General features: G+C 59.6%; 17 protein-coding genes. 4 read left to right on the forward strand and 13 right to left on the reverse strand.

Going from position 1 to position 17,703, the window contains the following annotated elements; translation table 11 throughout:
• The first annotated feature begins 6 nt into the window (after positions 1-6).
• The 3 genes from ACYZUC_RS14855 (at position 7) to ACYZUC_RS14865 (ending at position 3,235) form a co-directional block, all read left to right on the forward strand.
• Entirely contained in the window at positions 7-954 is a 948-nt protein-coding gene (locus ACYZUC_RS14855; protein ID WP_461996570.1) for a LysR family transcriptional regulator, read from the forward strand.
• A gap of 76 nt (positions 955-1,030) precedes the next feature.
• The gene (gene xseA, locus ACYZUC_RS14860) at positions 1,031-2,410 is read left to right on the forward strand and encodes an exodeoxyribonuclease VII large subunit (protein WP_461996571.1); all 1,380 of its coding nucleotides are present in this window, start codon (positions 1,031-1,033) and stop codon (positions 2,408-2,410) included.
• 3 nt (positions 2,411-2,413) lie between these two features.
• Entirely contained in the window at positions 2,414-3,235 is an 822-nt protein-coding gene (locus ACYZUC_RS14865; protein ID WP_461996572.1) for a peptidoglycan DD-metalloendopeptidase family protein, read from the forward strand.
• A gap of 111 nt (positions 3,236-3,346) precedes the next feature.
• Here ACYZUC_RS14865 and ACYZUC_RS14870 read toward each other — a convergent pair whose 3' ends face one another.
• The gene (locus ACYZUC_RS14870; protein WP_461996573.1) at positions 3,347-3,703 is read right to left on the reverse strand and encodes a hypothetical protein; all 357 of its coding nucleotides are present in this window, start codon (positions 3,701-3,703) and stop codon (positions 3,347-3,349) included.
• 388 nt (positions 3,704-4,091) lie between these two features.
• Here ACYZUC_RS14870 and leuA point away from each other — a divergent pair, with 388 nt between their 5' ends.
• Positions 4,092-5,771 carry a 2-isopropylmalate synthase gene (leuA, locus tag ACYZUC_RS14875; RefSeq protein ID WP_008025530.1) on the forward strand — a complete coding sequence of 560 codons (1,680 nt, stop codon included), beginning with the start codon at positions 4,092-4,094 and terminating at the stop codon, positions 5,769-5,771.
• Between the two features lie 194 nt (positions 5,772-5,965).
• On the opposite strand, the gene ACYZUC_RS14880 is transcribed toward leuA, so the two are convergent.
• From ACYZUC_RS14880 to iscX, 12 genes are all read right to left on the reverse strand, one after another.
• On the reverse strand, positions 5,966-6,757 hold the full coding sequence (locus ACYZUC_RS14880) for an amidohydrolase (RefSeq protein ID WP_461996574.1): 792 nt from the start codon (positions 6,755-6,757) through the stop codon (positions 5,966-5,968).
• Complete coding sequence (locus ACYZUC_RS14885) at positions 6,745-7,893, reverse strand: pyridoxal phosphate-dependent aminotransferase (protein WP_461996575.1); 1,149 nt, start codon at positions 7,891-7,893, stop codon at positions 6,745-6,747. The genes ACYZUC_RS14880 and ACYZUC_RS14885 overlap by 13 nt, the downstream gene beginning before the upstream one ends.
• A 225-nt stretch (positions 7,894-8,118) precedes the next feature.
• Positions 8,119-9,588, reverse strand: coding sequence for a ribosome biogenesis GTPase Der (gene der / locus ACYZUC_RS14890; RefSeq protein WP_461996576.1), 1,470 nt, complete (start codon positions 9,586-9,588; stop codon positions 8,119-8,121).
• A 139-nt stretch (positions 9,589-9,727) separates the two neighbouring features.
• Complete coding sequence (bamB, locus tag ACYZUC_RS14895; protein WP_461996577.1) at positions 9,728-10,879, reverse strand: outer membrane protein assembly factor BamB; 1,152 nt, start codon at positions 10,877-10,879, stop codon at positions 9,728-9,730.
• On the reverse strand, positions 10,872-11,513 hold the full coding sequence (locus ACYZUC_RS14900; protein WP_461996578.1) for a tetratricopeptide repeat protein: 642 nt from the start codon (positions 11,511-11,513) through the stop codon (positions 10,872-10,874). Before ACYZUC_RS14900 ends, bamB begins: the two co-directional genes overlap by 8 nt.
• A 42-nt stretch (positions 11,514-11,555) precedes the next feature.
• Positions 11,556-12,845, reverse strand: a complete 1,290-nt coding sequence (hisS, locus tag ACYZUC_RS14905; RefSeq protein ID WP_458377852.1) for a histidine--tRNA ligase — start codon at positions 12,843-12,845, stop codon at positions 11,556-11,558.
• Positions 12,846-12,868: 23 nt separating this feature from the next.
• Positions 12,869-13,978: a flavodoxin-dependent (E)-4-hydroxy-3-methylbut-2-enyl-diphosphate synthase gene (gene ispG, locus ACYZUC_RS14910; RefSeq protein ID WP_010457850.1), complete on the reverse strand. Its 1,110-nt coding sequence runs from the start codon at positions 13,976-13,978 to the stop codon at positions 12,869-12,871.
• A 3-nt stretch (positions 13,979-13,981) separates the two neighbouring features.
• The gene (locus tag ACYZUC_RS14915; RefSeq protein ID WP_461996579.1) at positions 13,982-15,040 is read right to left on the reverse strand and encodes a RodZ domain-containing protein; all 1,059 of its coding nucleotides are present in this window, start codon (positions 15,038-15,040) and stop codon (positions 13,982-13,984) included.
• Positions 15,040-15,798, reverse strand: a complete 759-nt coding sequence (gene pilW / locus ACYZUC_RS14920; RefSeq protein ID WP_461996580.1) for a type IV pilus biogenesis/stability protein PilW — start codon at positions 15,796-15,798, stop codon at positions 15,040-15,042. Before pilW ends, ACYZUC_RS14915 begins: the two co-directional genes overlap by 1 nt.
• 17 nt (positions 15,799-15,815) lie before the next feature.
• Complete coding sequence (rlmN, locus tag ACYZUC_RS14925; RefSeq protein WP_461996581.1) at positions 15,816-16,958, reverse strand: dual-specificity RNA methyltransferase RlmN; 1,143 nt, start codon at positions 16,956-16,958, stop codon at positions 15,816-15,818.
• 28 nt (positions 16,959-16,986) lie between these two features.
• Positions 16,987-17,412, reverse strand: coding sequence for a nucleoside-diphosphate kinase (ndk, locus tag ACYZUC_RS14930; protein WP_007916882.1), 426 nt, complete (start codon positions 17,410-17,412; stop codon positions 16,987-16,989).
• Positions 17,413-17,500: 88 nt separating this feature from the next.
• Positions 17,501-17,701 (reverse strand): Fe-S cluster assembly protein IscX, encoded by a 201-nt coding sequence (gene iscX / locus ACYZUC_RS14935; RefSeq protein ID WP_008025505.1) that lies wholly within the window; start codon positions 17,699-17,701, stop codon positions 17,501-17,503.
• Between the last annotated feature and the right edge of the window lie 2 nt (positions 17,702-17,703).

The following is a 17,703-nucleotide window of genomic DNA, read 5'->3' on the forward strand; positions in this document are numbered from 1 at the left end:
TGACTCGTGCTTTCAATCCGTCAATTGCGTTACTTCGTGGAAATCGCCGAGTGCGGCAGCTTCAGTGCAGCCGCTGAGCGTTTGTTTGTTGCGCAATCAGCCTTGAGCCGGCAGATCAAGGACATGGAAACCCGCCTGCAAACCCCGCTGTTCGAACGCACGGCGCGCCAGCCGCGACTGACCGCCACTGGGGAGGCGTTCTTGCCGCGCGCCAGAAACCTGCTGAACGAGCTGACCAAGGCCAGTGAAATGGCCACCCAAGTGGGCAACGGGCAACTGGGGACCTTGCGTCTGAGTCACTCCAGCACCGTGCCCATGAGTGGTCGCCTGCTGCGGGGTATCAGTGCTTATCTGGATCAGCAGGCCGGCGTGTCCATGGAGATCGTCAAACTGTCTTCCGAAGCGCAACTTGAAGCGTTGGTCGACAATCGACTTGATGTCGGACTGTTGCGCCTGCCGGTGTTGCGCCAGCGTGAAGGCGTGCAGATTGTTCCTTTGTATAGCGAACGATTGCTGCTGGCCGTTCCACCCAATCATCGGCTGGTAGTGGATAAGTCCGCTCAGGGCATCGATCTGGCGCAGTTGAAGGATGAAGCCTTTATCTCCATCCCTCACCCGCAGCGCGGCGGTTTGAGTTATCTGTCCGCCGAGCTGTGCATGCGCCAGGGATTTTTCCCGAAGGCGGCGCGGGTGGTCTCGCGCAAAACCACGCAACTGCAATTGATCCAGGCCGGATTCGGCATCGCGCTGCTGCCGGAGTCGATGCAGGACATCGCGCCACCCGACATTCATTTCCTGCCCCTGGCCGACCCGGATTGCCACAGCACCGTCGCCCTCGCCTACCGGCAGAATCCCACGGCGCTGGTTCAACACTTCATAAATGTCTGCACAGACCATTGTGGGAGCGAGCCTGCTCGCGAATGCGGTCTTTCAGTCAACATTGATATCGACTGACACTCCGCTTTCGCGAGCAAGCTCGCTCCCACAAGATCATGGAGATTGATCGCCGAATGCCTTTAAACTGCGCCCCATGATTAAAGATCCCTTTGCAAGACTCGGCCTGGACCGTGAAGTCCTGACTGTCAGCCAGCTCAACGGCCGCGCGCGGGTGTTGCTTGAAGACGTGTTCAGCAATATCTGGGTCGAAGGCGAAATTTCCAACCTCGCCCGCCCGGCGTCCGGCCACGTGTATTTCACCCTCAAGGACAGCGGCGCCCAAGTACGTTGCGCGTTGTTCCGGCAGAACGCAGCGCGGGTTCGTCAGGCGCTGAAGGACGGTCTGGCGGTCAAGGTGCGCGGCAAGGTTTCGCTGTTCGAAGGGCGTGGCGACTATCAGCTGATTCTCGACACCGTCGAACCGGCCGGTGACGGAGCACTGCGCCTGGCCTTCGATGCGTTGAAGGAAAAACTCAGCGCCGAAGGCCTGTTCAGCGCCGAGCGCAAAGTGCCGCTGCCGGCGCATCCGCAGCGCATCGGCATCATCAGTTCGCCGACCGGCGCGGTGATCCGCGACATCATCAGCGTGTTCCGCCGTCGCGCACCGCAGATCCAGCTGACGCTGATCCCCACCGCCGTGCAGGGCCGCGAAGCGACGGCGCAGATTGTCCGCGCGTTGAAACTGGCGGACGCCCGTGGTTTCGATGCATTGATCCTGGCCCGAGGCGGCGGCTCGCTGGAAGACCTCTGGTGTTTCAACGAAGAAGCCGTGGCCCGCGCCGTGGATGCATGCGTGACGCCGATTGTCAGCGCCGTCGGCCATGAAACCGATGTATCGATCAGTGATTTCGTGGCCGACGTTCGCGCCCCGACGCCGTCCGCCGCCGCAGAACTGCTGGCGCCGGATTCCAGCGACCTGGTGCGTCGGGTCGAAAGCCTGCACCGCCGGCTGGTGATGCGCATGCGCGACCGCCTGATGCGTGATCGACTGCGCCTTGAAGGCATCTCTCGTCGCTTGCGCCATCCCGGCGAACGCCTGCGCCAACAAGCGCAACGTCTGGATGATCTGGACATGCGCATGCGCCGCGCCTTCGAACGCAGTCTCAATACCCGTCGCGAACGGCTGATCCGCCTGGAAACCCGCCTCGCCGGGCAACATCCGGGGCGGCAACTGGCGATGTTGCGTCAGCGCCTCGACAGCCTCGCCGAACGCCTGCCTCGGGCCATCCGCGAAGGCCTCAAATCCCGTCGTCTGCAACTGCAAAGTCAGGTGCAGACGCTGCATGTGGTCAGCCCTTTGGCGACCCTCGGCCGTGGCTACAGTATTTTGCTCGACGAGCGCGGCAACGCGATCCGCAACGCCGCGCAAACCCACAACGGCCAACGCCTGAAAGCCAAACTGGGTGAAGGCGAACTGCAAGTGCGGGTCGAAGACAATCACCTGACGCCTGTCACCCTTTCTTTACTGGATTGATCCATGCCGCGTTTTTTAGCTCCACTGCTGTTGCTGTGCCTGACCTTCAACGCCCACGCCGACAGCTACATCACCCGCCTGTTGAACAAACCGGTGCCGGGAGGCGTGGCGGTGGTGGATCTGGGTGCGGCGGCCCAGGCGCCGAAAGCCAGCTATCAGGGCAAACCGGTGCTGGTGGTCAAGGAACAGGACAATTGGCTGGCGATTGTCGGTGTGCCGTTGACCGTCAAACCGGGTGCCCAGTCCATCAGCAGCGGTGGCCGCAACCTGAGTTTCACCGTTGGCAACAAGAAGTATCCGGAACAGCGCATCACGTTGAAAAACACTCAACAGGTCAATCCTGACCCGGACAATCTCAAGCGCATCGAGCGCGAACTGGCCGAGCAGATTTCCGCATACCGCACGTTCAGCCCGAATACGCCGAGCAACCTGCTGCTGGACAAACCGGTCAACGGCCCGCTGTCGAGCAAGTTCGGCGTGCGCCGTTTCTTCAACGGTGAAGAGCGCAATCCCCACTCCGGCCTGGATTTCGCCGTGGGCGCCGGCACACCGATCAAGACCCCGGCAGCGGGCAAAGTGATTTTGATCGGTAACTACTTCTTTAACGGCAACACGGTGTTTGTCGACCATGGGCAGGGCTTTATCAGCATGTTCTGTCACATGTCGAAGATCGATGTGAAGGTGGGGCAGCAACTGGCGCGTGGTGGTGTGGTCGGCAAGGTCGGTTCGACTGGACGGGCGACCGGGCCGCATATGCACTGGAATGTCAGCCTGAATGATGCGCGGGTGGATCCGGCGATTTTCATAGGCGCGTTTCAACCCTGAACAGTCGGTGAGACTACCGGCCTCTTCGCGGGCAAGCCTCGCTCCTACAGTAATCGCGTGATTTCCTGTAGGAGCGAGGCTTGCCCGCGAAGGCGGTATCACTGACGCCGCTTATTCCGCGTCCAGGTCCTCTATCCCATGGACCTCTCGATCCGCCAGGCAGTGTTTGACCCACTCCTGCGTCTCCACTGAAAACCAGCTCAACTCCTCTGCCGTGATCAACTCCCGCGCGCACAACCCAAGCAAGTGCGAGCGGGCTTCATGACGCGAAAACCTGAAAACACCAAACGCCCAGTACAACTCCTTTTGCCCGGCTTTAAGCAGTTCCTCGCTGGCATCTATTCGTTCGTAGGGCGCGAGGTTCTTATCCAGCACCGCTTTTTCGACATCCGACAAAATCCGCACGCACATCCGTTCATGTGCCACCGGTCGTAACACGCAATACTGCTTCCAGTCAGACTCGTTCATCACCGACTCCTGATTGCCAGTCGAGGCTTTAAGAATAGCCCGACTGTCGCCGCCCGGTGCTCAAACCATCAATTGCGCATCGCTTAAAGCTCGCGCAAAAAACCAAACAATCACGGGGACTCACAGCAATAAAATCTCGATAAATACGCGCTAGCGAGTATTCCTCTCAATTTTTTTCGACTGCTTGCCATCCTTCACCCTCGCGGTTAGGGTTGAAGACATGAAAACCTCTCACACCCTCATTCAGCTTCGCCAGCACCGCAGCCTGTGCCTCGTCAGCGCACGACTGCCGGGCTGAATCGCGACGCCTCGTTTTACGCTTTTCCCCAAGAACTTTTGATCCACCGGCAGGCCGCCTTTTTTCGGCCCACACAATAAGGATTTCCCGATGAGCATGCTCAAAGACCCGTCTTCGAAATACCGCGCGTTCCCGACCATCGACATTCCGGACCGCACCTGGCCGTCGAAGACCATCACCGCCGCGCCGATCTGGTGCAGCTCCGACCTGCGCGACGGCAACCAGTCGCTGATCGAGCCGATGGACGCGGTCAAGAAGCTGCGTTTCTGGAAAACCCTCGTACAGGTCGGCGTGAAAGAAATCGAAGCGTCCTTCCCGGCTGCGTCGCAAACCGACTTCGACTTCGTGCGCACCCTGATCGAAGGCAATCACATCCCGGACGACACCACCATTCAGGTGCTGACCCAGGGCCGTGAAGACCTGATCGAGCGCACCTTCGAATCCCTGCGCGGGGCGAAGAAAGCCATTGTTCACCTGTACAACGCGACCTCCCCTTCCTTCCGCCGCATTGTCTTCAACCAGGACAAGGACGGGATCAAGGCCATCGCCGTGAACGCCGCCAAGCTGTTCGTCAAATACGCGGCCCAGCAGCCGGACACGCAGTGGACCTTCGAATACTCACCGGAAACCTTCAGCGCCACCGAGCTGGAATTCGCCAAGGAAGTCTGCGACGCAGTCATCGAAGTCTGGAACCCGACGCCTGAGCACAAGGTGATCCTCAACCTGCCGGCCACCGTCGAATGCGCGACCCCGAACATCTATGCCGACCAGATTGAATGGTTCGGCCGCCACATCAACCGTCGTGACAGCGTGATCATCAGCCTGCACACCCACAACGACCGTGGCACCGGCGTCGCCGCCACCGAGCTGGGCCTGATGGCGGGCGCGGACCGTGTTGAAGGCTGCCTGTTCGGCAACGGCGAGCGTACCGGCAACGTCGACCTGGTCACCGTGGCACTGAACCTCTACACCCAGGGCATTCACCCTGAGCTTGATTTCTCGGACATCGACGGTGTGCGCAAAGTCGTCGAAGAATGCAACCAGATCCAGGTGCACCCGCGTCACCCGTACGTCGGCGACCTGGTTCACACCGCGTTCTCCGGCTCCCACCAGGATGCCATCCGCAAGGGCTTCGCCCAGCAGAAACCGGACGCTTTGTGGGAAGTGCCGTACTTGCCGATCGACCCGGCCGACATCGGCCGCAGCTACGAGGCGGTGATCCGCGTCAACAGCCAGTCGGGCAAGGGCGGTATCGCTTACCTGCTGGAACAGGAATACGGCATCAGCTTGCCGCGCCGCATGCAGATCGAGTTCAGCCAGGTCGTGCAGCGTGAAACCGATCGCCTGGGCCTCGAAATGACCGCCCAGCAGATCCACGCGTTGCTGCACAGCGAGTACTTGCAGGCCAACACCCCGTACGCGCTGGTCAGCCATCGCCTGCAGGAAGAAAACGGTCACAGCGCCGTGGAAGTGGAAGTCTCCGGCAAGGGCCAGGGCGAAACCAACCTGCACTGGCGTGGCAAAGGCAACGGCGCGCTGGAAGCGCTGGTGGCCGGTCTGCCAATTCCGGTGGAGATCATGGATTACAACGAGCACGCGATCGGCGCGGGCACCAACGCCAAGGCAGCGGCCTACATCGAACTGCGTGTGGAAGGACAACGTGCGGTGCACGGTGTGGGCATCGATGAAAACATCACCACCGCCAGCTTCAAGGCCCTGTTCAGCGCGCTGAACCGCTCGTTGAGCCAGCCGGAAGCGAAAGCGGCGTAAGCCTTCGCTGAAATGCAAAAGGCCCCTTGGTGAAAACCTTGGGGCCTTTTTGTTTGCCGGCAATATTTATGTTGTCTGTCCCGGCCCCATCGCCAGCAAGCTGGCTCCTACAGTTGACCGAGTTGTTCTGACCGACGCGGTCCTCTGTAGGAGCCGGCTTGCTGGCGATGGGGCCCTGTCAGACAGCAAAAATCTCAGGTGAACTCGAACGTGTCCGCATCCAGATTCGCCGGAAACCGCGTGCGATAAGCCGCCAGTTCCGCTGCATCCAGAACAACCTGAAACACCCCATCCGCCTCACCGGCACTGAGCAATGTCTCGCCCTGGAAATCCAGGACCTGACTGTCGCCGGTGTACGCAAAGCCTTTACCGTCAGTCCCGATGCGATTCACCGCCGCCACGTAGCACAGGTTTTCGATTGCCCGCGCCGGCAGCAAACGGTTCCAGTGCTGGCGCCGTGCACCCGGCCAGTTGGCGGTGTACAGCAACAGGTCTGTGTCCTGGGCATCGCGGCTCCACACCGGGAAACGCAAGTCGTAGCAAATCAGCGGTCGGACGCGCCAGCCTTTGATCTCGAACTGCACCTGGCGCTCGCCCGGCGTGTAGTGATTGTGCTCGCCTGCCATGCGGAACAGGTGGCGCTTGTCGTAATGCCAGACTTCGCCATCCGGCCGCGCCCACAACAGGCGATTGCGATGACTGCCATCAGCGGCCAGAACGATGATGCTGCCGGTGATCACCGCATCGAGTTTGGCCGCCTGGGTCCGCAGCCATTTGCTGGTGGGACCGTTTTCCGCCTCGGCAAGCGTCTCGGACTCCATGGAAAAACCGGTGGTGAACATCTCCGGCAGGATGATCAGGTCCGCGCCGCGAGCCTGTTCCAGCAACTGCTCGAAATGCTCCAGATTGGCCTGGCGGTCGTGCCAGGCCAGGGTTGTCTGGATCAGTGCGATGGTCAGATTCGGCAATGCACTCAGATCACGCATAGTTTTGCCGCTGCTTCACGCAGGGTCTCCTCGCGTTTGGCGAAGCACAGGCGCACCAGGCGCTGGCCTTCGGGTGGCGTCTGGTAGAACACCGAGATCGGGATGCTCGCCACGCCGTGTTCGCGGGTCATCCACAGCGCCATCTCGACGTCGTTGAGGTCGGGGCGAATCTGCGAGTAATCGACCAACTGGAAATAGGTGCCCGTGACGCGGGTGAAACTGAAACGCGATGGCGTCAGCAAGTCGCAGAACAGATCGCGCTTGGCCTGGTAGAAGCCCGGCAGTTCTCCAATGTGCTCCGGGTGTTCGGCCATGAAGTCGGCCAAGGCGTATTGCAACGGCGTCACACCGCAGAAACTGACGTACTGGTGCACCTTGCGCAGCTCCGCCGTGAGGGCCGGCGGTGCGACCACGTAGCCGGTTTTCCAGCCGGTGACGTGATAGGTCTTGCCGAACGAGCTGACCACGAAGGCTCGCTGATACAGCTCTTCGTGATTCAGCACGCTGACGTGAGGCACACCGTCAAATACCAGATGTTCGTAGACTTCGTCGCTGACGAGGTAGATGTCGCGATCACGGATCAGATCCGCCAACTGATCGAGCTCGGCACGGCTGATCAACGCGCCGCTTGGGTTGTGCGGGGAGTTCAGCACAATCATCCGCGTACGCGGGGTGATGGCTTCAGCCAGTTTCTGGAAGTCGATGGAGAAATCATTCAGCCCGAGTTGCACATGCACGCAACGACCACCGGCCAACTCCACCGACGGCTCGTAACTGTCGTAGCACGGATCGAACACGATCACTTCGTCGCCGCTGTGGATAACCGCCTGAATGGCACAGAAGATCGCCTGGGTGGCACCGGGCGTGATGGTCACTTCGTTGTCGGCATCGACATTGACGCCGTAACTGCGAGCGATCTTCGCCGCCACTTGCTGACGCAGGGCCGGCAGGCCGGTCATTGGCGAATACTGGTTGTGGCCATTGGCAATGTGCCGACCCACCGCATCGCACAAGGCTTGCGGGGCATCGAAATCGGGAAAACCCTGTGACAGGTTGATCGCCCCGGTTTGCGCCGCGAGCTGAGACATCTGCGTGAAGATAGTGATGCCGACATTCGGCAGCTTACTGGTGATCATCGGTGATTCCCTGCTCTACACCCGGCTCTAACGGCGGCGCGGGAGAGCCCGAGGATAGCCAAACGGCGCCCATAAAAAAAGGGCGCATAAAGCGCCCTTTCTGCAACCGCGATCCCTGTAGGAGCGAGGCTTGCCCGCGAAGGCCACACCGCGGTGTATCAGATACACCGCGTTATCGTTCTTCGCGGGCAAGCCTCGCTCCTACAGAGGCGAGCCAGCCTTGAATCAACGCTTGTCGCGGCGCTTTTTGTCGGCTTTCTTGTGGTGCGACATCATGCGACGCTTCTTGTTGACCTGACGGTCAGTGAGCGAGTTCTTGTTGCCTTCGTACGGGTTCTCGCCGCCCTTGAACTCGATGCGGATCGGCGTACCAACCAGCTTCAAGACACGACGGTAAGTGTTTTCCAGGTAACGGACGTAAGACTTCGGCACCTTCTCGATCTGGTTACCGTGAATCACGATGATCGGCGGGTTGGCACCACCCAAGTGCGCATAACGCAGCTTGATCCGGCGGTTGTTGACCATCGGTGGCGCGTGCTCACCGACCGCATCTTCCAGAATCTGGGTCAGGCGGTTGGTCGGCCAGCGGGTGACCGCGGACTTGAACGAGTTCTGTACGGAAGCGTAGAGGTTGCCCACGCCCGTGCCGTGCAGCGCCGAGATGAAGTGGATGTCGGCGTAGTCGACGAAGAACAGTCGACGTTGCAGCTCGACCTTCACGAAGTCACGCTCGCTCGGCGTCATGCCGTCCCACTTGTTGATCGCGATGACCAGCGCACGACCGGACTCAATGGCGAAGCCCAGCAGGTTGAGGTCGTGGTCCACCACGCCTTCGCGGGCGTCCATCACGAAGATCACCACGTTGGCGTCTTTGATCGCTTGCAGGGTTTTGACCACGGAGAACTTTTCAACTTCTTCGTGGATCTTGCCGCGCTTGCGCACACCGGCGGTGTCGATCAGCGTGTACTTCTCGTCGTTACGCTCGAACGGGATGTAGATACTGTCGCGGGTAGTGCCGGGCTGGTCATACACGATGACCCGGTCTTCACCGAGCATGCGGTTGACCAGGGTCGACTTGCCGACGTTCGGGCGGCCGATGATGGCGATCTTGATCCCGTCTTTTTCGCTTGGGCCAGGAATGCGCTTGGCTTCCTCGCCTTCGGCAACGTCCTCTTCCTCGCCTTCTTCCAGCTCTTCTTCGTCTTTCGGGAAGTCGCTCAGGGCGATTTCCAGCATCTGGGTGATGCCACGACCATGAGCACCGGCGATCGGGATCGCGTGGCCCATGCCCAACGGAGCGAATTCGGCGCGGGCCATTTCAGGGTCGATGTTGTCGACCTTGTTGGCAACCACGTACGAACGCTTGTTACGTTTGCGCAAATGCTCGGCGATCATCTGGTCGGCGGCGGTGAAACCGGCCTTGGCATCTACCAGGAACAGAACGACATCGGCTTCTTCAATGGCCAGCAGCGACTGCTCGGCCATTTTTTCGTCCATACCGTGCTCGTCACCGGAGATACCGCCGGTGTCGACCAGAATGTAGGAACGCCCTTGCCACTTGGCCTCACCGTATTGGCGATCACGGGTCAGACCGGACAAGTCGCCGACGATGGCGTCGCGAGTCCTGGTCAGGCGGTTGAACAAGGTGGACTTGCCGACGTTCGGTCGGCCCACCAGGGCGATTACGGGAACCATGCGGCTCTCCACTTCGTTATTTCAGAAAATACAAAAGCCGCTGCGAGGCAGCGGCTGGTGCTCGGGGCAGCGCCTGTAAGCGCTGCGAGCCCCGCAGAACGGGGCCGCTTGGGGGTTAACCCCAAGCATAGTCAAAACATTACTTGATGGTCAGGGCTTCCAGTTTGCCACTGTTGCCATAAAGATAAATCGTGTCACCCACCACCAGCGGACGGGCACGCAGGCCGTCGCTGTCAATGCGTTCGCGGCCGACGAAACGACCGTCCACCTGGCTCAGCAGGTGCACATAGCCTTCCATGTCACCGACTGCAACATAGCTGGAGAACACTTCCGGAGCCGACAGTTGACGGCGAGCCAGCGAGTCGTTGCTCCACAAGGCTGTGGTGGAACGCTCGTCGACGCCTTCGACTGTGCCCGAAGCCAGGCTCACGTACACAGTGCCGAAGCCCTGCGCAACGCCGGCATAGCTGGAAGCATCACGCTGCCAGAGCTGACGACCGCTTTCCAGGTCCAGTGCCGCAACGCGACCCTGATAGCTGGCGACGTACAAGGTACCGCCGGACAGCAGCAGACCACCGTCGATATCGACAACGCGCTCCAATTCCGAACGACCTTGTGGGATCGCAACCCGCTGTTCCCACACCGGCACGCCGTTGGAGATATCGAGCGCAACCACTTTACCGGTCGACAGGCCAGCCACCGCGAGGCGGTTGGTCACGATCGGCGCACTGGTGCCACGCAGAGTCAGGACCGCAGGCGTGCTGTCATACAACCAGCGTTGGTTACCGGTGGAGGCATCCAGACCGATCAGACGGTCATCCTGAGTCTGAACGACTACCACGTCACCGTTGTTGGCCGGCGGCGCGAGCACTTCGCTGGACACGCGAGCGCGCCATTTCTCTTCACCGTTGGTGGCGTCCATCGCAACGATTTCGCCCTTGGTCGTACCGATCACGAGCAGGCCATAACCTACGCCAACGGCGCCGGAAACAGGCAGTTCGAGGTCTTTCTTCCATTTGACGTCGCCATTGCTGCGATCCATCGCCATTACCACGCCAGTGACGTCGGCGGCATAGATAGTATCGCCATCGATCGCCGGAACCAGCATGTTGTAGGTTTCGCCCTGACCGTCACCGATCGAACGACTCCACTGCTTTTGCAGGACCACTTCTTCTTTGAAGTCGACCAGGTCGGCAGGCGGCAATTCTTTTTTACTGTTGCTGCTGCAACCCGCGGCCAAAACGGCCAGAGCCAGCAATGCTGCATGTTTCCAACGGATCACGTCACGCATCCCCTTTGGCCAGATCGTCCAGCTTGATTTGTAGGCCACCGACTGCCGCTTCATCCGACAGTGCCGCCTTGGCTTTTTGATACGCAGCGTTCGCTTCGTCGGTACGACCCAACTGCACCAGCAGGTCGCCCTTGAGTTCTTCGCGAGTGGCCAGGAATGCTTTATCGGCATCGCCTTCGAGCAGTTTCAGGGCTTCATCGACCTTGTTCTGCGCGGCCAGTACCTGCGCCAGGCGCTGACGGGCGATTTCGCCCAGTGCCGGGTTGGCCGGTTTGGCAACGATGGCTTTCAGCTCGGTGGCAGCGTCGTCCAGCTTGCCGCTGTCGACCGCGACTTTCGCCACGAACAGGCTGCCGTATTGCGCGTAGGCGCTGCCGCCAAATTCGCTGTTGAGCTTGCCGGCCAGGTCCGAAACACGGGCGGCATCAGGCTTGCCGTCAGGCGTCAGCGTGGTTTCGAGCAATTGCTGATAGAGCATCGAGGCGCCTTGCGACTGATTGCTCTGATACTTGTGAAAGGCCTGCCAGCCGAACACGATGACCAGCGCCAACAGGCCGCCAGTGACCAGGGGCTTGCCGTTGCGTGTCCACCAGTCCTTCAAATCCGCCAGGTTTTCGTCTTCGGTACTCGACACCCCAATACTCCTTAATCGCTAAATCGGCTGTTTATGACAGCTTCAACCCTGCACGACGCAGGTGGCCAGGTGTGCAGCAAGCGCATCCCAGGCAATGCTTTGTTGTTCGCCCTGGCCACGCAGGGGTTTGAAACCTACCACTTGCTGGGCCATTTCGTCGTCACCGAGGATCAGCGCGTACAGCGCACCGCTCTTGTCGGCCTTCTTGAACTGACTTTTGAAGCTGCCGGCGCCGGCATTGATCTGCAGACGCAGGTTGGGCAACTGATCGCGCACCTTCTCGCTCAACGTCAGGGCCGCCAGCTCGGCAGCCTCGCCGAATGCGCAGAGATAGACGTCGACCTGGCGGGAGATCTCTTGCGGGATCTGCTCCAGGGTTTCAAGCAGCAGCACCAGACGCTCGATGCCCATGGCGAAACCAACGCCCGGGGTCGGCTTGCCGCCCATCTGTTCCACCAGACCGTCGTAGCGGCCGCCAGCACACACAGTGCCTTGAGCGCCCAACTTGTCGGTGACCCATTCGAAAACGGTCTTGCTGTAGTAATCCAGCCCGCGTACCAGCTTCGGGTTGATCACGTAAGGAATACCGGCGGCGTCCAGGCGAGCCTTGAGGCCCTCGAAGTGCACGCGGGATTCGTCGTCGAGGTAGTCGGCCATTTTCGGCGCGTCGACCAGGATCGCTTGAGTGTCGGCGTTCTTGGTATCCAGAACGCGCAACGGGTTGGTCTTCAGACGGCGCTGGCTGTCTTCGTCGAGCTTGTCCAGGTGAGCGGACAGGAACTCGACCAGCGCTTCGCGATAACGACCACGGGATTCGCTGGTGCCCAGGCTGTTGAGTTCGAGCTTGACCGCATCACGGATGCCCAGCTCGCCCCACAGGCGCCAGGTCAGCACGATCAGCTCGGCGTCGATGTCCGGACCGTCGAGGTTGAACACTTCGACACCGATCTGGTGGAACTGGCGATAACGGCCTTTCTGCGGACGTTCGTGGCGGAACATCGGGCCGATGTACCAGAGTTTCTGCACCTGGCCGCCGCCAGTGATGCCGTGCTCGAGCACCGCACGCACGCAAGCCGCCGTGCCTTCAGGGCGCAGGGTCAGCGAATCACCGTTACGGTCTTCGAAGGTGTACATCTCTTTTTCGACGATGTCGGTCACTTCACCGATCGAGCGCTTGAACAGCTCGGTGAACTCGACGATCGGCATGCGGATCTGCTTGTAACCGTAGTTATCCAGCAGACGCGAAACGGTGCCCTCGAAATGACGCCACAGGGGAGTCTGTTCGGGCAGGATGTCGTTCATGCCACGAATGGCTTGCAGAGACTTGCTCACTTTAAATCCTTAAATTCGTTCGATCAGCCGCGAGCGATTACAGCTGCGTCAGCTTCGACCTTCTCGGCCGCTTTCTGGCGGATCAAGCGTTCAAGCTCATCCACCAGATTGTCATTCGTCAGTTTCTGCGACGGCTTGCCGTCGATGTAAATCAGGTTTGGCGTGCCGCCGGTCAAGCCGATATGGGCTTCCTTGGCTTCGCCCGGCCCGTTGACCACGCAACCGATGACCGCGACATCCAGCGGCACCAACAGATCTTCGAGGCGCCCTTCCAGCTCGTTCATGGTCTTGACCACATCGAAGTTCTGCCGCGAGCAGCTCGGGCAGGCGATGAAGTTGATGCCACGGGAACGCAGGTGCAGGGATTTGAGAATGTCGTAGCCGACTTTCACTTCCTCGACCGGGTCGGCCGCCAACGAGATGCGGATAGTATCGCCAATCCCTTCGGCGAGCAGCATACCGAGGCCCACGGCGGATTTCACTGTGCCTGAACGCAAACCACCGGCTTCGGTGATGCCCAAGTGCAGCGGCTGGACGATTTCCTTGGCCAGCAAGCGATAAGCAGCGACGGCCATGAACACGTCGGAGGCTTTCACGCTGACCTTGAAGTCCTGGAAGTTCAGGCGCTCAAGGTGCTCGACGTGACGCAGGGCAGATTCGACCAGCGCGGCCGGGGTCGGTTCGCCGTATTTCTTTTGCAGGTCTTTTTCCAGGGAACCGGCGTTGACGCCGATGCGGATCGGAATCCCGCGATCACGGGCGGCATCGACCACCGCACGCACGCGGTCTTCACGACCGATGTTGCCCGGGTTGATGCGCAGGCAATCAACGCCCAGTTCGGCTACGCGCAAAGCGATCTTGTAGTCGAAGTGAATGTCAGCCACCAATGGCACTTTAACCAGCTGCTTGATCTTGCCGAAGGCTTCGGCGGCGTCCATGTCCGGTACGGAAATGCGCACGATATCGACGCCAGCGGCTTCCAGACGATTGATCTGGGCGACAGTGGCAGCGACGTCATTGGTGTCGCTGTTGGTCATGCTCTGCACAGCGATGGGCGCATCGCCGCCAACAGGCACGTTACCGACCCAGATTTTCCGGGATTCGCGACGCTTGATTGGAGATTCGCCGTGCATGACTTATTGACCCAACTTCAGGCGAGCAGTCTCGCCACTGGTGAACGGAGCGACATCAACCACCTGCCCGTTGTAGCTGACCTGCGCGCCACGGGCGAAGCCCAGGCGTACGGAAAACGGTGGCTTGCCGCTGAGGGAAACGTTCTCGCCTTTACGCTTGAGACCACTCAACAGCACTTTGCCAGTGCCGTCGGTGACTTGTGTCCAGCAATCAGCGGTGAATTGCAGTTGAACCTGGCCTTGGCCGGCAACCGGAGCAGCCGCTGCCGGAGCAGGAATGGTCGGCGTCACCGAGGCGGTTGCAAGCGGGGTCGACACAACCGGAGCCGTCGGGGCCGCAGGCGCGACAACTGGCGCGGTGCTGTGCGCCGGGGCAACGGGTGCCTGAGCAGCCGGCGCGGTGCTATGCGCCGGTGCAACTGGCGCCGGGGCAGCCGGAGCGACCACAGGCGTAGCGGGTTCAGCTTCAGCCGGCGCTTCAGTCGAAGTCTCGGCTTGCGGCAATACGAGAGCGGTCGAGCCTTCAGCCTGACCTTCCGCGACAGCCTGGTCTTCCGGCTCGTCCAGCGGATGGATCTGGGTGGTGCCGTCGGCGCCTTCGACTTCAACGTGCTCCGGGCTCAGGCTGATCAGGTCCTTGGTGCGCAATGAGGTTTGATCCTGCCACCAGATGAAACCGCCGCCGATCACCGCGATCAGCAACAGCAGGCTGACGATTCGCAAAATGGTGTGGGAAACCCGAACCGGTTCTTCGATCCGACCCAGGCTGTGGACGTTGGCGCCCTGGGAGTCGGTACCGGTGGATTGGTCGAATTGCTGAACCAGAACGGTCTGGTCCATGCCGAGCAATTTGGCGTAGGCGCGAATGTAACCGCGGGCAAAGGTATGCCCCGGCAGCTTGTCGAATGCGCCGGCTTCCAGATTGCTCAGGGAATTAACGGTGAGGTTGAGCTTGAGGGCCACTTCGGCCAGCGACCAGCCATTGCTTTCGCGGGCCTGGCGCAAAGTTTCACCGGGGTTAACGCGATTCGCTGCTACAACTTCGGGATGCGCCGCTTTCATCATTGCTCCGACAGGTATTGCTGATATTCCGGCGTACCGGGATAGAGTCGTTTTAGTTGCAGGCCATAACTGGCGGCCTTGTCGCGATCTTCAAACACTTTTGCCAGCCGAACGCCGAGCAATAGACTACGTGCATTTTGCTCGGTGAGCAGGCTAAAACGATCGTAGTAGTCACGCGCGGGCACATAATGCCTGTCTTCGTAAGACAACTCAGCCATTTCCAGCAATGCACGAGGTTGCTGACGGTTCAAACGCAAAGCTTTTTCCAGCTGCTGCTGGGCCAGATCACGCTGGCCAAGCTTGGAAGCGGTCATGCCCAGGTTCTCGAACACTCGCGAACGCTCAGGATACAGGGTATCGGCAGCGGCTTGCTCGAAGCGCTCGTAAGCCTCTTTGTAACGTTTCTGTTCGAAAAGAAAACTGCCGTAATTATTCAGGATACGGGCATCGTTGGGTCGGGAAGAAAGCGCCTTGCGAAAGTGCTCATCCGCCAGCTCCGGCTCCATCTCGGCCTGAAACACCAGACCCAATGCGGCATTGGCGTCAGGATCCGAACCGTCCAGCTCCAAGGCCTTTTTCAGCGGGACCTTGGCGCGTTCGGTCATGCCCTGCTGCAAATAGCCCAAGCCCAGTTGCACGTAGGCAACTCGCGCTTCATCGCGGCCCTTGCTGGTCTTCATCGGATTGAAATCGCCCGACAGGACGCAGCCAGTACAAAGACTGGCCAACAGCACAAGCAGCGCAAAGCGCAGGGACATAGAGATCCTCTCTTGAATTATTTCGCAGCGTTCGAAGCCATATCGTTGTCGGCGCTCAACTCGCGCACGGCGATATAACGTTCACTGCGACGGGTGCGATCCAGCACCTGCCCTACCAATTGGCCACACGCGGCATCGATGTCTTCACCGCGGGTGGTGCGTACGGTGACATTGAAACCTGCATGGTGAAGCTGATCCTGGAAACGGCGAATCGCATTGTTGCTCGGACGCTCGTAGCCGGAATGCGGGAACGGGTTGAACGGAATCAGGTTGATCTTGCACGGGATGTTCTTGAGCAGCTCGATCATCTCAACGGCATGTTCAACCTTGTCGTTGATGTCCTTGAGCAAGGTGTACTCGATGGTCAGCACGCGTTTTTCGCCCAGGGACGACATGTAGCGCTGGCACGACTCGAGCAGCATCTTAAGCGGATATTTCTTGTTGATCGGCACCAATTGGTTACGCAATGCGTCATTCGGTGCGTGCAGGGACAACGCCAGGGAGACGTCGATGTGCTTGGACAGCTCATCGATCATCGGCACCACGCCGGAGGTCGACAGGGTCACACGGCGCTTGGAAATGCCGTAACCCAGGTCGTCCATCATCAGATGCATGGCCGCAACGACGTTGTCGAAGTTCAGCAGCGGCTCACCCATGCCCATCATCACCACGTTGGTGATGGCACGGTCGGCGGTCGCCGGGATGCTGCCAAACGATTTATTGGCAATCCACACCTGGCCGATGACTTCGGCGGCGGTGAGGTTGCTGTTGAAACCTTGCTTGCCGGTGGAGCAGAAACTGCAATCCAGGGCACAGCCTGCCTGGGACGAAACGCACAGAGTGCCGCGTTTGCCCTGGGGAATGTAAACGGTCTCGACGCAGCTGCCGGACGCCACGCGCACCACCCACTTACGGGTGCCGTCGGTGGAGATGTCCTCGCTGACCACTTCAGGACCGCGAACTTCGGCAATAACCTTGAGCTTGTCGCGCAAGGCCTTGCTGACGTTCGTCATGGCGTCGAAATCATCGACGCCAAGATGGTGAATCCATTTCATTACCTGACCGGCACGGAAACGCTTCTCCCCGATTGAGTCGAAGAATTTTTCCATTTCCTGTTGAGTCAGACCCAGCAGGTTGGTTTTTACAGTCGATGTAGTCATGGATTCACCTTCACTCTTAAGCCAATGCTTAGCGAGTGGTTACTTCAGTAGCTGCGAAGAAGTACGAGATTTCGCGAGCAGCAGCGGCTTCGGAGTCCGAACCGTGTACAGCGTTGGCGTCGATGGAGTCAGCGAAGTCAGCACGGATGGTGCCGGCAGCAGCTTCTTTAGGGTTGGTAGCGCCCATCAGCTCACGGTTCAGAGCGATAGCGTTTTCGCCTTCCAGAACCTGAACAACAACAGGACCGGAGATCATGAAAGCAACCAGGTCGCCGAAGAAACCACGAGCGCTGTGCTCAGCGTAGAAGCCTTCAGCTTCGGCTTTGGACAGTTGCTTCAGTTTCGAAGCTACAACGCGCAGGCCAGCTTTTTCGAAACGAGTGGTGATCTCGCCGATAACGTTTTTTGCAACAGCGTCAGGCTTGATGATGGAGAAAGTACGTTGAACAGCCATGGTGTAACTCCAGAAACGGTAATTTGTGAAAAATTAAACCCGCGAATTATACGCGGGTTCTTGGGTATTGCCTAACCTGCAGCGTGGCTCAGTCGCGTTCTTCGATCCAGTGGGCCTGAATGGCCTCGAGGATCTTTTCGCCACAATGCTCAGGCAGGTCGTCGAACTCGGGCAATTCCATCACCCACTTGCGCAGATCGACGAAGTTGACCGACAAAGGGTCAACATCGGGCTTGCTTTCAGCCAGCTGGATTGCGATTTCCAGCACATCAGTCCACTTGAGACTCATGA

This window comes from Pseudomonas sp. GT1P32 (assembly GCF_054897805.1).

Excerpts from the sequence above, each read along its gene's own strand:
- ACYZUC_RS14885 (WP_461996575.1), bottom strand. The coding sequence starts at position 7,893 with ATGATCACCAGTAAGCTGCCGAATGTCGGCATCACTATCTTCACGCAG.
- ACYZUC_RS14915 (WP_461996579.1), bottom strand. The coding sequence starts at position 15,040 with ATGAAAGCGGCGCATCCCGAAGTTGTAGCAGCGAATCGCGTTAACCCC.
- leuA (WP_008025530.1), top strand. The coding sequence starts at position 4,092 with ATGAGCATGCTCAAAGACCCGTCTTCGAAATACCGCGCGTTCCCGACC.
- ndk (WP_007916882.1), bottom strand. The coding sequence starts at position 17,412 with ATGGCTGTTCAACGTACTTTCTCCATCATCAAGCCTGACGCTGTTGCA.
- iscX (WP_008025505.1), bottom strand. The coding sequence starts at position 17,701 with ATGAGTCTCAAGTGGACTGATGTGCTGGAAATCGCAATCCAGCTGGCT.
- ACYZUC_RS14870 (WP_461996573.1), bottom strand. The coding sequence starts at position 3,703 with ATGAACGAGTCTGACTGGAAGCAGTATTGCGTGTTACGACCGGTGGCA.
- ACYZUC_RS14880 (WP_461996574.1), bottom strand. The coding sequence starts at position 6,757 with ATGCGTGATCTGAGTGCATTGCCGAATCTGACCATCGCACTGATCCAG.
- der (WP_461996576.1), bottom strand. The coding sequence starts at position 9,588 with ATGGTTCCCGTAATCGCCCTGGTGGGCCGACCGAACGTCGGCAAGTCC.
- ispG (WP_010457850.1), bottom strand. The coding sequence starts at position 13,978 with ATGCACGGCGAATCTCCAATCAAGCGTCGCGAATCCCGGAAAATCTGG.
- ACYZUC_RS14865 (WP_461996572.1), top strand. The coding sequence starts at position 2,414 with ATGCCGCGTTTTTTAGCTCCACTGCTGTTGCTGTGCCTGACCTTCAAC.
- bamB (WP_461996577.1), bottom strand. The coding sequence starts at position 10,879 with ATGCGTGACGTGATCCGTTGGAAACATGCAGCATTGCTGGCTCTGGCC.
- rlmN (WP_461996581.1), bottom strand. The coding sequence starts at position 16,958 with ATGACTACATCGACTGTAAAAACCAACCTGCTGGGTCTGACTCAACAG.
- xseA (WP_461996571.1), top strand. The coding sequence starts at position 1,031 with ATGATTAAAGATCCCTTTGCAAGACTCGGCCTGGACCGTGAAGTCCTG.
- pilW (WP_461996580.1), bottom strand. The coding sequence starts at position 15,798 with ATGTCCCTGCGCTTTGCGCTGCTTGTGCTGTTGGCCAGTCTTTGTACT.